General features: G+C 69.9%; 12 protein-coding genes. 7 read left to right on the plus strand and 5 right to left on the minus strand.

What is annotated here, in order from left to right; genetic code table 11:
• Positions 1-40 precede the first annotated feature (40 nt).
• Both OG520_RS16885 and OG520_RS16890 read right to left on the minus strand, forming a co-directional pair.
• Positions 41-325: a WXG100 family type VII secretion target gene (locus OG520_RS16885; protein ID WP_266747845.1), complete on the minus strand. Its 285-nt coding sequence runs from the start codon at positions 323-325 to the stop codon at positions 41-43.
• Positions 326-1,364: 1,039 nt separating this feature from the next.
• Positions 1,365-2,243 (minus strand): menaquinone biosynthetic enzyme MqnA/MqnD family protein, encoded by an 879-nt coding sequence (locus tag OG520_RS16890; RefSeq protein ID WP_266415691.1) that lies wholly within the window; start codon positions 2,241-2,243, stop codon positions 1,365-1,367.
• A gap of 417 nt (positions 2,244-2,660) precedes the next feature.
• On the opposite strand from OG520_RS16890, the gene OG520_RS16895 reads away from it, so the two are divergent.
• Complete coding sequence (locus OG520_RS16895; RefSeq protein WP_003967102.1) at positions 2,661-2,864, plus strand: cold-shock protein; 204 nt, start codon at positions 2,661-2,663, stop codon at positions 2,862-2,864.
• Positions 2,865-3,057: 193 nt separating this feature from the next.
• Entirely contained in the window at positions 3,058-3,885 is an 828-nt protein-coding gene (locus tag OG520_RS16900) for a MerR family transcriptional regulator (protein WP_399327003.1), read from the plus strand.
• Positions 3,886-3,955: 70 nt separating this feature from the next.
• Here the strand turns inward: OG520_RS16900 and OG520_RS16905 are convergent, their stop codons facing one another.
• Positions 3,956-5,188, minus strand: a complete 1,233-nt coding sequence (locus OG520_RS16905) for an amidohydrolase family protein (RefSeq protein WP_406013699.1) — start codon at positions 5,186-5,188, stop codon at positions 3,956-3,958.
• A 275-nt stretch (positions 5,189-5,463) separates the two neighbouring features.
• On the opposite strand from OG520_RS16905, the gene OG520_RS16910 reads away from it, so the two are divergent.
• The gene (locus OG520_RS16910) at positions 5,464-8,421 is read left to right on the plus strand and encodes a BTAD domain-containing putative transcriptional regulator (protein WP_399326999.1); all 2,958 of its coding nucleotides are present in this window, start codon (positions 5,464-5,466) and stop codon (positions 8,419-8,421) included.
• A 220-nt stretch (positions 8,422-8,641) separates the two neighbouring features.
• The gene (locus OG520_RS16915) at positions 8,642-8,854 is read left to right on the plus strand and encodes a hypothetical protein (RefSeq protein WP_266415699.1); all 213 of its coding nucleotides are present in this window, start codon (positions 8,642-8,644) and stop codon (positions 8,852-8,854) included.
• A gap of 259 nt (positions 8,855-9,113) precedes the next feature.
• Here the strand turns inward: OG520_RS16915 and OG520_RS16920 are convergent, their stop codons facing one another.
• Complete coding sequence (locus tag OG520_RS16920) at positions 9,114-10,670, minus strand: FadD3 family acyl-CoA ligase (RefSeq protein ID WP_406013700.1); 1,557 nt, start codon at positions 10,668-10,670, stop codon at positions 9,114-9,116.
• Between the two features lie 91 nt (positions 10,671-10,761).
• Here OG520_RS16920 and OG520_RS16925 point away from each other — a divergent pair, with 91 nt between their 5' ends.
• From OG520_RS16925 to OG520_RS16935, 3 genes are read left to right on the plus strand one after another with little or no spacing between them, the layout of a single operon-like run.
• Positions 10,762-11,910 (plus strand): lipid-transfer protein, encoded by a 1,149-nt coding sequence (locus OG520_RS16925; RefSeq protein WP_266425508.1) that lies wholly within the window; start codon positions 10,762-10,764, stop codon positions 11,908-11,910.
• 14 nt (positions 11,911-11,924) lie between these two features.
• On the plus strand, positions 11,925-12,365 hold the full coding sequence (locus OG520_RS16930; RefSeq protein ID WP_385325390.1) for a Zn-ribbon domain-containing OB-fold protein: 441 nt from the start codon (positions 11,925-11,927) through the stop codon (positions 12,363-12,365).
• Positions 12,366-12,371: 6 nt separating this feature from the next.
• Positions 12,372-13,145, plus strand: coding sequence for an enoyl-CoA hydratase/isomerase family protein (locus OG520_RS16935; RefSeq protein WP_406013701.1), 774 nt, complete (start codon positions 12,372-12,374; stop codon positions 13,143-13,145).
• A gap of 51 nt (positions 13,146-13,196) precedes the next feature.
• Here the strand turns inward: OG520_RS16935 and OG520_RS16940 are convergent, their stop codons facing one another.
• Entirely contained in the window at positions 13,197-13,742 is a 546-nt protein-coding gene (locus OG520_RS16940; protein WP_406013702.1) for a hypothetical protein, read from the minus strand.
• Positions 13,743-13,827 lie beyond the last annotated feature (85 nt).

The following is a 13,827-nucleotide window of genomic DNA, read 5'->3' on the forward strand; positions in this document are numbered from 1 at the left end:
CCGTCGGGCCACCCCGGCATCAACTCGTCCGGGCCGCCTACTACCTGGTGGCCTCGTCGATCCGGTCGTGGCTGCTCTTCGCGGACTTGTGCGCGTCGCCGAGGGAGTTGGCGAGCTTGTCAAGGTGCGGCTTGAATCCAGTCCAGTCGTCACGGAACCGGTCGGCGCCCGGACCCTTCCAGTAACCGTGACTGTCTTTGGACTTGCTGTCCAGCAGAGTGATCAGGTCGCGGACCTCACCCTCCTTCTTCTGAAACGCTTCGTACAGGCTCTTGAGCTCTGTGAGACTTGCACCGCGGTCGATGCCGCCGGGTCCACCAGCCACTTGAGACCTCCCCGTGTCGCATACGCAAACAACTTCAGCTGTTCCAGGGGACGCTACCGCATCACACGCAACGCTTGGTAAGAAAACAGATGGTCGGAAGAGTAAGGCGACCGTCCGCTTCGGAACCCGCCATGACACACCCCACCGGCCCCATGCCCTGACGTCCCTCTGCTGTCTGCTGGGCGTCCCTGCGGGCTTCCCCGCCGAAGCCTCCTGCGGCTCGAGTCGAATCGCCGTCGGACGCCAGGTGCATGTCATCGTCGCGGTGACTTCCGCGCAGCCAATGGTCGGCTGCGCGTGAAGTCCATACGTTCCGTGATGTGCAGCATCCGGCACGTGCCCGAGTCCGGGGCCCCGCAGCGGATCACCATCGTGAGCGCATGGCCCCGACCGCTGAGCCCTCCGTGGGCCGCATTACGACGACGCGGAACCGTACGGAGCCATCCGATCACCCACCAGGCCCTCCTCTCTTCCGTCATCACCCGCCGCGCCCATAAGCACCCGGAGCCCGCCATGAAACGCCTGCCCAGGATCCTCGCCGCGGCCCTCGCCCTCGACCCCGCGACCGCTCTGGCCATCGGCTGCCCCGAGGCGGTATTTCGACCCGAAATACGCGAACCGCAGCTTTCCGGTCCTCGTCGCACTGCCTGACGGAATCGGTTATCGACGAATTACTGGATGGGCACAGACCTCAAACCCCGGTCGAGCATCAGCACGTGGTCGAAGGAGGGAAAAGTCTTCTGTTCATTGTGACGCCCGCTCCCAACCCGGACGACAAGTACTATTAGAACGGAGGTGGTATTCCGGGGCAACTAGAAATGGACACCTGGCTGACCGAGGACGTGCCGCATTTCGTCCGGGCGAGTTTCCCTACCTTCAAGTCCCGAGAACCGCACCAAGGGCTCGATGAAGACCCGCCTCCAGGTCACCCAGGGCGGCGGGTCCAACGCCAAGAGCTATGTGCGGGGCATGGGGGACGGCTCGATCACGCGGATCAGCCGGCACACGCAGAGGGCCCCATCCCCGCCCCGCCGCCTGGTCAGCCGCCGAGCAGCTCGACCTTCACGTCCGCCGGGAAGCCGGTCGTCGGACCGACCCGGCGCGCGAACTCCTGCACGCCCGCCAGCTGGTCCGGGCCGAAGCGGAAGTCCAGGGTCGTGAAGTACCGCTCCAGCACCTCCGAGTCGAAGGCCTCCCAGCGCGCCGCCTGTTCCGCGACCTTGGTGACTTCCTCCAGGGAGAGGTCCCGCGAGGCCAGGAACGCCTCGTGCACCTTGTTCACCTGGTCGGGCCGACTCGCCAGATAGTCCTTGCGGGCCGCCCAGACCGCGAAGACGAACGGCAGCCCGGTCCACTCCTTCCACATCCGGCCCAGATCGTGGACCTGGAGGCCGAGCCGGGGCGCGTCGTGCAGGTTGGCGCGCAGCGCGGCGTCGCCGATCAGCACGGCGGCGTCCGCCTCCTGCATCATCAGGCCGAGGTCCGGCGGGCAGGTGTAGTAGTCCGGGCTGACCCCGTAGCGCTCGGCGAGCAGCAGCTGGGCCAGGCGGACGGAGGTGCGCGAGGTCGAGCCGAGGGCCACCCGGGCCCGGTCCAGCTGGTCCAGCGGCACCTGCGACACGATCACGCACGACATGACGGGCCCGTCGCAGCCCACCGCGATGTCGGGGAAGGCGACCAGGTCGTCGGCGTTGCGCAGGTACTCCACCAGCGTGACGGGGCCGATGTCCAGATCGCCTCCGATCAGCTGCTCGCTGAGCTTCTCCGGGGTGTCCTTCGAGAGCTCCAGGTCGAGCAGGGTCCCGGTGCGTGCCAGTCCCCAGTACAGGGGGAGGCAGTTCAGGAACTGGATGTGGCCGACGCGCGGCCGGATGCGACGGTCGTCGCCTGCGACGGTTGAGACGCTTGAATTGTCCACATCGCGAGGCTAGACCCGTGGCGCGATCCGGACGGCACCGGGGGCGCGGGGCGCACCCGGTCTCATTCCCCGGGAGTGCGCATCCCACCGTGCGGATACGCGGATGTCGTCCCGGGGTCCCCCGGGACCGCTTCCGGGGCACCCCGAAGGCGTCCTCCGTACCCCTCGAAGTCGCCGCAACGACACCCTCCGGTACGGCCACTTCGTCAGCTCATCGGCACGGCAATCAAACATCCGAGTGAAGTGATCTTTCCCTCTACCGTTCGATACACGCTGCGTGCTAGGCTCGACGCAAGTTGCAGTTTGGTTTCCCTTGCAGTACAGAGCCTGCGGAGCATGTAACCCGCAGGCTTTTGTAGTTTTCAGACTTCTTTGCAGGTTCTGGAGCAGGGCAACCCTTTGGCCCAAGGAGGGCTTATGGCTACCGGAACCGTCAAGTGGTTCAACGCTGAAAAGGGCTTCGGCTTCATCGCCCAGGACGGCGGCGGCCCGGATGTCTTCGTCCACTACTCCGCGATCAACGCGTCCGGGTTCCGCTCCCTCGAGGAGAACCAGGTCGTGAACTTCGACGTCACTCAGGGACCCAAGGGTCCGCAGGCTGAGAACGTCACCCCGGCCTAGTTGCCCGGGTCGGCCGATCGCGGCCGGCTAGTAGTACCCAAGGAGCCCCGCTCCTCCGCCTCGGCGGGGAACGGGGCTCCTGCCTTTTCCGTTCCTTCTCGTCTTCCGACGCCCGCCTTTTCTTCCGATGCCCGGCCGCAGGGCCGCGACGCTTGACCTTGACACCGTGTGAAGCGGTGCGCTGGGAGACATCATGTTCACCATCGGAGACTTCGCCCGGTACGGACGGGTGTCGGCCCGGATGCTGCGTCACTACGACGCCATCGGGCTGCTGCACCCCGACCGCACCGACCCCGCCACCGGCTACCGCTTCTACGGTGCCGCCCAGCTCGCCCGTCTCAACCGCGTCATCGCCCTCAAGGATCTCGGCTTCACGCTCCAGCAGGTGCAGGCCATCCTCGACGAGCAGGTGGGGCCGGAGGAGCTGCGCGGGATGCTGCGGCTGCGCCGGGCGGAGCTGGAGGAGGCCATGAGGGCGGCGGCCGCGCGACTGGCGCAGGTCGAGGCGAGGCTCCGGTCGATCGAGAGCGAGGGACGCATGTCCGTGGACGATGTCGTCGTCAAGAACGTCGCCGCTGTACGGGTCGCCGAGCTGGCCGGCACCGCGGCCGGCTACGAGCCGGAGGACATCACTCCGGTGATCGGGCCGCTGTACGACCGGCTGTTCCCGTTGCTGGGCGAGGCGGGCGTCAGTCCGAGCGGTCCCGGGATCGCGTATTACGAGGACGCCCCGGAGGGCGGCGGCGCGGTCGTCGTCCACGCGGGGGTCACGGTGTCCGCCCCGGTGGGCCCGCTGGGCGAGACCGGGATCACGGTGGTCGAGCTGCCCCCGTTCGAGGCCGCGACCATCGTCCACCGGGGTTCGATGGACGGCGTGCTGCCGACCGCCCAGACCCTGGCCCGCTGGATCGACGCCAACGGCTACCGGTCGGCGGGATACACCCGTGAGATCAGCCTGGAGTGCCCCGAGGACCGGGACAAGTGGGTGACGGAGCTCCAGGAGCCGGTCACCAAGGCCTGACCCGCTCCGGAGACACATGGTGGGAAAAGAACGTGACACTCGACGCCTGGAGTGTCACGTTCTTTTCTCCCTACCGTCCTCCTCCGGGCCCCGCCCACAGCCCGTCGTCCGTCAGCCCCAGCAGATCGATCGCGTTGCGGCGCACGATCCGGTCCACCACATCGGCGTCCAGATGCCCCATCTGCGCCTCGCCGACCTCGCGCGACTTGGGCCAGGTGGAGTCGGAGTGCGGGTAGTCCGTCTCGTACAGGACGTTCCCGACGCCGATCGAGTCCAGGTTCTTCAGCCCGAAGGCGTCGTCGAAGAAGCAGCCGTAGATGTGCTCGGCGAACAGCTCCGACGGCGGGCGGTGGACCTTGTCGGCGACGCCGCCCCAGGCCCGGTTCTCCTCCCAGACCACGTCGGCGCGTTCGAGGATGTACGGGATCCAGCCGATCTGGCCCTCCGCGTACATGATCCGGAGGTTCGGGAACCGTTCGAACTTGCCACTCATCAGCCAGTCGACCATCGAGAAGCAGCAGTTGGCGAAGGTGATGGTGGACCCGACGGCGGGCGGGGCGTCGGCCGAGGTGGACGGCATCCTCGAGGACGAGCCGATGTGCATCGCGATCACCGTCCCGGTCTCGTCGCAGGCCCGCAGGAACGGATCCCACTCGTCCGTGTGAATCGACGGCAGCCCGAGGTGCGGGGGTATCTCGGAGAACGCCACCGCGCGCACGCCGCGCGCCGCGTTCCGCCGGACCTCGTCCGCGGCCAGCTGTGCGTCCCAGAGCGGGATCAGGGTGAGCGGTATGAGCCGGCCCCGCGCCTCGGGCCCGCACCACTCCTCGACCATCCAGTCGTTGTACGCGCGCACTCCGAGCAGCCCCAGTTCGCGGTCCTTCGCTTCGGTGAAGGTCTGTCCGCAGAAGCGCGGGAAGGTGGGGAAGCAGAGGGCGGACTGGACGTGGTTGACGTCCATGTCGGCGAGCCGGTCGGGGACCGAGAACGAACCCGGACGCATCTGCTCGTACGTGATGATCTCCAGCTTGATCTCGTCCCGGTCGTAACCGACCGCGGTGTCGAGCCGGGTGAGCGGGCGGTGCAGGTCCTCGTACACCCACCAGTCGCCGATCGGCCCGTCGTCGCCCTTCGCACCCATCACGGGCGCGAACTTTCCGCCCATGAAGGTCATTTCCTTGAGCGGTGCGCGGACGATCCGCGGGCCGCGGTCGAGGTACTTGGACGGGAGCCGGTCCCGCCAGACATGAGCGGGCTCCACCGTGTGGTCGTCCACCGAGATGATCTTCGGGAAGGTCTCCATGTTCTCCACGGTAGCGCCGATCTGACGAACCGTCAGCTATCTGGACCGGACCCCGTTCCGTAATCGTTGTCGAGGGCTTGTGCAGAGAGTCACCCACTGCTGACGTGCCCACCCAAGACAAGGCAGACTGTTGAGCGCGATACCAGCGGTACCGAGCAATCCGGATCCACCCGCCCCGTACCGGCACATGGGCGGGCAATCCAGGCGGACGGCATCAACAGGCGGCATCGGCACGATGGGCAGCACCGGCGGGGCGAGCAGGGCAGGGGGCAGCAATGGACCGTGACAACGGACCGCACGTGCGTGTTCCGGAGCAGCGTGCTCCGCGACAGCGGTCGGCGGGCGGCGTCGATCTGCGCTTTTCCGTACTCGGTCCGGTACGGGCATGGCGGGACGGCGAAGCGCTGTCCTCCGGCTCGCCGCAGCAGCGGGCCCTGCTGGCGGCGCTGCTCCTGCGCGGCGGCCGCACGGCCACCGCCGCCGAACTCATCGACGCCATCTGGGGCGACGAACCGCCCTCGCAGGCGCTCGCCACCATACGTACGTACGCCTCCCGGCTCCGCAAGGTCCTCGACCCGCAGACGCTGGTCAGCGACGCCGGTGGATACGCGATCCGGGCCGGCCACGACGCCCTGGACGTGACGGTGGCCCAGGAACTGGCGGCCGACGCGGAGAAGGCCCGCGCCTCCGGCGACCGCTACCAGGCCCGGACCCTGCTCGACAAGGCACTCGGGCTGTGGGACGGCGAGGCCCTGGCCTCCGTGCCCGGACCGTACGCCGAGAACCAGCGCACCCGCCTGGAGGAATGGCGGCTCCAGCTCACCGAGTCCCGCCTGGACCTGGATCTGGAGGTCGGCTGCCACGCGGAGGCGGTCTCCGAACTGACCGCGCTCACGGCCGCGCACCCCCTGCGGGAACGGCTGCGCGAACTCCTGATGGTCGCCCTGTACCGCAGCGGCCGCCAGGCCGAGGCGCTGGCCGTCTACGCCGACACCCGCCGGCTGCTCGCCGACGAACTGGGCGTCGACCCGCGCCCCGAGCTCGCCCAGCTCCAGCAGCGCATCCTGCGGGCCGACGAGGAACTCGCCCACCCCGCGGACGAACCGGCCCCGGCCCCCGCGCCGGTGCGCCCCGCCCAGCTCCCGGCCACCGTCCCGGACTTCACCGGCCGTGCCTCCTTCGTACGCGAACTGGGCGACCGGCTGGCGACCGCCGAGGGTTCGGTGATGGCCGTCTCGGCGCTGGCCGGCATCGGCGGCGTCGGCAAGACCACTCTCGCCGTGCACGTCGCCCACCAGGCACGCCAGCACTTCCCGGACGGCCAGCTGTACGTGGACCTCCAGGGCGCGGGCGCACGGGCCGCCGAACCGGAGACGGTCCTCGGCGCGTTCCTGCGCGCCCTGGGCACCGCGGACTCGGCGATCCCCGACTCCCTGGACGAACGCGCCGCCCTGTACCGCTCCACGCTCGACGGCCGCCGCATCCTGGTCCTCCTCGACAACGCCCACGACGCGGCGCAGGTCCGCCCGCTCCTGCCCGGCACCGCGGGCTGCGCGGCGCTGATCACCAGCCGCGTCCGGATGGTCGACCTGGCCGGTTCCCATCTGGTCGACCTGGACGTGATGTCCCCCGAGGAGGCGCTCCAGCTCTTCACCCGCATCGCGGGCGAGGAACGCATCAACTCCGAGCGCGAGGCCGCCCTGGACGTGGTCGCCGCCTGCGGCTTCCTCCCCCTGGCCATCCGCATCGCCGCCTCCCGCCTGGCCGCCCGCCGCACCTGGACGGTCTCCGTCCTGGCCGCCAAGCTCGCCGACGAACGCCGCCGGCTGGACGAACTCCAGGCCGGCGACCTCGCGGTGAAGGCCACCTTCGAACTCGGCTACGGCCAGCTGGAACCCGCCCAGGCCCGCGCCTTCCGCCTCCTCGGCCTGGCCGACGGCCCCGACATCTCCCTCGCCGCGGCGGCGGCCCTGCTCAACCTGGAGGCCCACGCGACGGAGGACCTCCTGGAGGCCCTGGTCGACACCAGCCTCCTGGAATCGGCCGCCCCCGGCCGCTACCGCTATCACGACCTCGTGCGCCTCTACGCGCGTTCCTGCGCCGAACGGGACGAGGAGTCCCCGGAGGAGCGGGAGTCGGCGCTGTCGCGGCTGCTGGACTTCTATCTGGCCACGGCGGCGGGGGTGTACGCGCTGGAGCGGCCGGGGGACCGTGCCGTCGACCACCTGGTGGCCACCGAGCACCCGGGGCTCGAATTCACCGACGGGCCGGAGGCCGTGGACTGGCTGTACAGCGAGGCCGATTCGCTGCTTGCCTGCGCCCATCAGAGTGCGTCGAGCGGAATGCTGCAGCGTGCCGTCGACCTGCTCTGCGCGGCAAAGGACCTCGCCGAGTCGGGTGCGAACTCCCGCCAGTACGAAACCACCGGTGCGGCCCTGCGCGACGCGGCGAGGGCCGCCGCCGACCCTCACTCCGAGGCGCGGGCCCGTGCCTCGCTGTCCACCGTCTACCTCGTCTCCGGCCGCTTCACGCTGGCCGACGAGGAGGCACGGCACGCAATGGATCTGGCCGAGAGCACCAAGGACCCGATCCCCGCGTGCTGGGCACCCAACGATCGCGGCATCATCGCGTTCTACCAGGGGAGGCACGAAGAGGGCGAGAAGTTCCTGCAGGCGGCCATAGACAACTACCGCGCGGACGGAAACCTGGTCGGCGAGGCATCCGCACTGTGCAATCTCTCGCGCATCCACGTGAACATGAACCGCACGGCCAGCGCGGTCGAGCTCGCCCAGCAGGGCACAGCCATCTTCGACGGGGTGGGACTCAGTCTCCGCACGGCCAACGGTCGCTTCGCGCTGGGCATCGCGCTGACTCAGGCCGGAAGGCCGACCGAGGCCCTGAAGGAGCTGGACGAGGCGCTGCGCGTGTTCCAGGGCAACCGTCAACGGCTCTGGGAAGGCTCGACCCACTTCCGCATGGCGGAGGCACACCTGGCCGACGAGCGCCCCGCGCAGGCGGCTCAGCACGCGGAGCAGGCACTGGCTCTGCGCGTCATCGGAGGCGAATGGATGCGGGGCAACGTTCTGATCACCCTGGGACACGCCCTCGAACGCCTCGGCCAGATCGATCGGGCACATGCATGCTGGACCGAAGCACTGGCCATCCACGAGCAGTTCGGAGCCGTGGAGGCGGACAAGGTCCGGGCACTCCTCAACCCGGTCAGTGCCGCCTGAGGCACCGGAACCGGCAGAGAGCCGTCGGCGTTCATCGAACGTTTATCGCCACTCGTCATTCTTAAGCCCATCGATCCGTCGCGTCGGGGGGCAGGCGGGTTGCACGGGGGACCACACCGCTAGGGTGAACGGCCCTGACATGCCCGTCCGACGGCCCACGGGGGAGTCGCCGGACGGGCATCGCCGACCGAGCAAGCAAGATCTCTGGGAGTTGACAGGCATGAGCGACGCACTGAAGCCGAAGACCGGTGGCGCCACCACTCAGGAGAACCACGCCGGCAGCCCGAGCAGCGGTGACAGCGCCGTCAAGCCGCTGGAGAACCACGCAGGCAGCGTGACCGAGGACATCACGACCCTGGAGAACCACGCCGGCAGCACGCCGAAGGACCTCCTCAAGACGCAGGAGAACCACGCGGGTTCCGAGAAGGCCTGAACGTCACTCGACGGGGAGGCGGCCGCGGCGGCGCGGAGGGGGAGCCGTCGCGGCCGCTGTACGTCCGGGGGGACGTACAGCCGCCACCGGCAGAGGGGCACGAGCCACGGCTCGTGCCCCTCTCCGCGTTCACCGCTACGGCCCCCGGACCAGCACCCGCCCCCGCTGCCCGCCCCGCGATCACCGCGAGGGCCGCGCCGATGGCGCACTTGTGGCCGTGCAGACCTGTGTCCCGGCCGTCACCCTGAGCCCTCCCCTGCTACCCCCGCCCCCGCAACTCCCCCTTCACCACCTTGCCACTGGCGTTGCGCGGCAGTTCGGTCACGAACTCCACCGCCCTGGGGACCTTGTAGTTCGCCATCTCGCGCCTGGACCAGGCGATCAGGTCGTCGGCCGTCACCGTCGCGCCCGGCCTGCGCACCGCGTACGCCTTGCCCACCTCGCCGAGGCGGGGGTCGGGGACGCCGATCACCGCGACGTCGGCCACCTCCGGGTGCAGGCCCAGGAGCTGTTCTATCTCGGCCGGGTACGCGTTGAAGCCGCCGACGATGAACATGTCCTTGATCCGGTCGGTGATCCGCAGGTTGCCCGCCTCGTCGAGGACGCCCACGTCGCCGGTGTGCAGCCAGCCGTCCGGGGTGATCGCGGCGGCCGTGGTCTCCGGGTCCTCGAAATAGCCCTGCATCACGTGGAAGCCGCGGACCAGGACCTCGCCGGGCTCGCCGGGCTCGGCCAGGACGCGGATCTCGGTGTCCGGGATCGCGCGGCCGGAGGTCGATGCGATCGTCCGGGCCGGGTCGCTCCGGCGGCACATCGTGACGATGCCGCTCGCCTCGGAGAGGCCGTACGCGGTGAGGACCGTGGCGATGCCGAGCTCCGCGCGCAGGCGTTCCACCAGTTTCAGGGGGACCACCGCCGCGCCCGTCACCACCAGACGGAGGGCGGAGAGGTCGTGGGCGGAGCGCGCCGGGTGGTCGAGGAGGGACTGGTGGAGGGTGGGCGGGCCGGGCAGCACCGAGATGCGTTCGGCGGCGATGTTGGCCAGGGCCGTGTCCACGTTGAAGACCGGTTGCGGGACCATCGTCGCGCCCCGCATCAGGCACGCGATGATGCCCGCCTTGTAGCCGAAGGTGTGGAAGAACGGGTTCACGATCAGATAGCGGTCGCCCTCGCGCAGATCCGCCAGTTCGCTCCAGATCGCGTAGCAGCGCAGGGTCTGGGCGTGGGTGATGACGGCGCCCTTGGGCCGGCCCGTGGTGCCCGAGGTGTAGATGATGTCGGAGGGGGACGCGGGGGCGATGGCGTCGGCGCGGGAGCGTACCGCCGCACCGGACACCCCCTCCCCCGACGCCAGGAAGTCCTTCCAGGCGACGTAGTCGTCGGGGGCGGCGTCCGCCAGCACCACCACCTTTTCCAGGCAGGGGAGTTCGGCCTCCGCCCGGCGCAGCGACGCCACGTACGACGTGCCGAGGAAGGTGCCCGTGACGAAGAGGAGTTTCGCCCGGCTGCGTTGCAGGATGTACGCCGCCTCGGTGCCCTTGAAGCGGGTGTTGAGGGGGACGAGGACCGCACCGGCCGTCACCGCTCCCAGCGCGGAGACGATCCAGTCCAGGGTGTTCGGGGCCCAGACCGCGACCCGGTCCCCCGGTTCGACGCCCGAGGCCATGCACGCGGCGGCGGCCCGCTCCACGCGGTCGCCGAGTTCGGCGTACGAGATCCGGGTGCGGCCGTCGACGACCGCCTCCCGGTCCCCGTACCGCCGCGCCGCCGTCCGTACCAGCTTCGGGATGCTGCCCCACTCCTCGTCGCCGCGCATCGGTCGCCCTCCTGACGCAGTAGCTGACTATCCGTCAGATTAGCTGTAGCCTCAGCCGCTGTCAGCAGTCATGACGGCCTGGGAGGTGGCGGTGACGGCACTCAAGGACGCGGCAGCGATAGCCGGCATAGGGCAGACGGCCTTCGCGAAACAACTGCCGGAATCCGAGAAGACCTTGGCCTGCCGGGCCATCGTCGCGGCGCTCGACGACGCGGGCATCGACGCGTCGGAGGTGGACGCGTTCGCCTCGTACACGATGGAGGAGACCGACGAGGTCGAGATCGCCAAGGCCATCGGGGCGGGCGACGTCACCTTCTTCAGCAAGGTGGGGTACGGGGGCGGCGGCTCCTGCGCGACGATCGCGCATCTCGCCGCCGCCGTGGCGACGGGGCAGGCGGGCGTCGGGGTCGCCTGGCGGTCACGGAAGCGGGGGTCGGGGCCCCGGCCCTGGAAGAACACCGCCGTGCAGCTGCCCACCCCCGCCCAGTGGACCCGCCCGTACGGACTGCTGCGGCCGGCCGACGAGATCGGGATGCTGGCACGGCGGTACATGCACGAGTACGGGGCGACCCGCGACCACCTCTTCAACGTCGCCCTCGCCTGCCGCAACCGCGCCAACCAGAACCCGGACGCGGTGATGTACGAACGGCCGCTGACCCGCGACATGTATATGACCTCGCGCTGGATCAGCGAGCCGCTCTGCCTCTTCGACAACTGTCTGGAGACGGACGGGGCGCTGGCCTGCGTCATCGTCTCCGCCGAGCGGGCCCGCGACTGCCGGCAGAAGCCCGTGTACATCCACTCCGTCGCCCAGGGGCTGCCCGCCCAGCATCACGGGATGGTCAACTACTGGAACGACGACCCGCTCACCGGCCCGGCCTGGACGGCCGCCCGGCAACTGTGGAAGCAGGCCGACTTCGGCCCGGACGATGTCGATGTGGCACAGATCTACGACGCGTTCACCCCGCTCATCCCGCTCTCCCTGGAGGGCTACGGCTTCTGCGGGCGCGGCGAGGGCGCCGCGTTCACCGAGGGCGGGGCGCTGGAAAGCGGCGGGCGACTGCCCATCAACACCGGGGGCGGCGGGCTCAGCGAGGGGTACGTGCACGGCTTCAACCTGATCAACGAGGGCGTCAAGCAGTTGCGCGGCATCTCCACCGCCCAGGTCCCGGACGCCGGGACGTGCCTGGTCACCGCCGGTGAGGGCGTTCCCACATCCGCCGTACTGCTGAGGAGCTGAGGAAGTTGACCGGGATGGATGCTCTGCTGCTGCCCGTCGTGGACGAGGACGGCGCCCCCTTCTGGGAGTACGCGGCCCGCGGTGAACTCCGCGTCCAGGCGTGCGCCGCCCCGGAGTGCGGACGGCTCCGCTTCCCGCCCCGGCCGTGCTGCCCGCACTGCCGGTCCTTCGAGAGCGAGTGGCGGCCGATGAGCGGACGCGGCCGCATCTGGTCCTACGTGCTGCCGCATCCACCACTGCTGCCCGCGTACGCCGCCCAGGCCCCCTACAACGCGGTCGTGGTCGAGTTGGCGGACGCCCCGCAGATCCGGCTGGTCGGGAATGTGGTGAGCGGTCCGGACGCCCCGCTGGACTCGGTGGATCCCGCGCGGCTGCGGATCGGTGCGCCGGTGCGGGCGGTGTTCTGCCCGGCCGGTCCCGGGGCGACCCTGGTGCGCTGGCTGCTGGAGAGGTGAGGGGCGATGGCGCTGCGCACGGAGACGGACAAGGAGACCGGGGTCGCGCTCGTCACCCTCGACCGGCCCGGGAAGCACAACGCGATCGACCTGGCCACGGCCGCCGAACTGGCCGCCGCCTGGCGGGCGTTCCGCTTCGACGACGGAGTGCGTGCCGTGGTCCTCACCGGTGCCGGCGGCCGGGCCTTCTGTACGGGGATCGACCGGGACGCGGACGTGCCGCAGCCCTCGTCCCCGTACACGATCGACGATCCGCTGCTCACGATCGGGCCGAAGGCGAACGACCTGTGGAAGCCGGTGATCGCGGCCGTGGAGGGGATGGCCTGCGGCGGGGCGTTCTATCTGCTGGGCGAGGCGGAGTTCGTGATCGCCTCCGAGGCGGCGACGTTCTTCGACCCGCACACGACGTACGGCATGGTCAGCGCGTACGAGGCGATCTCCATGGCACAGCGGATGCCGTTCGGCGAGGTGGCCCGGATGTCGCTGATGGGGACGGCCGAACGCATCTCGGCCCGCCGCGCGTACGAGACCGGGCTGGTCAGCGAGGTGACGGCGCCCGGCGGCGCGGTGGACGCGGCGCTGCGGGCGGCGGGCGTGATCGCCTCGTACCCGACCGAGGCGGTGCAGGGGACGGTACGGGCGGTGTGGTCCGCGCGGGAGGCGGCCAGGGCGCAGGCCATGGCCCACGCCCCGCATCTCATCGCGCTCGGGAATCTGCCACCGGAGCGGCAGGCCGGGCTGTTCCGGGGGCGGGGCGGCAGCGAATTCCGGACGCGCTGACGGGCCGGCCGGCGGGCGCCTGACGGTCCGCCCTGCGGGCCCGCCGACGGGTCAGTAGCTCAACTCCGCCTCGACCCGGCACTTCTTCACCTTGGAGACCTTGCGCGGGTCGTCCATCCGCACGGAGACGGTCTCGGTCTCGCCGCCCACGACGTCCACGGTGGCGTAGCCGATGTCGATGGCGTTGCCGCGTGCGTTGAGGAAGGCCACCTCGACCTTGTAGGTGTGGGAGCCGGTGGCGTTGGCGGTGAGCCTGACGGTGGAGGTGGTGACGGCCTTGCGCTTGCCCTTGCGGGGCTGGGCGCAGCGGAAGACGTACGCCTGGGGCTCGTCGGACGCCGTGGCGCTCGGGGTCTCCGTCGCATAGTCCGTACCGCCGGAGGAGCTGCTCGACGAGTCGTCATCGTCGTCGTAGTCGCTGCTGTGGTAGCTGCCGTTGCTCTTCTTGGAGTTGGAGCAGCCACCGCCGCTGCTGCCGCTCGAACCGCCGCTCTTGCTCTTGCCGCTGCGGCCGCCGTGTCTGGAGGTCGAGAAACCGGTGAGGGCGAGTACCACCACGACCAGTACCGCGGAAAGCTTTATGTGCTGCCGCATCATCGATGCAGCCCCCCTTGTGTTGTTGTCCGTTTCTGCAGTTGTCGAACGACCGTGCGTCACGCTAGCCCAAGGTGGCGAGGGCCCG

The organism is Streptomyces sp. NBC_00984, from assembly GCF_045162475.1.
Classification (GTDB): Bacteria; Actinomycetota; Actinomycetes; order Streptomycetales; family Streptomycetaceae; genus Streptomyces.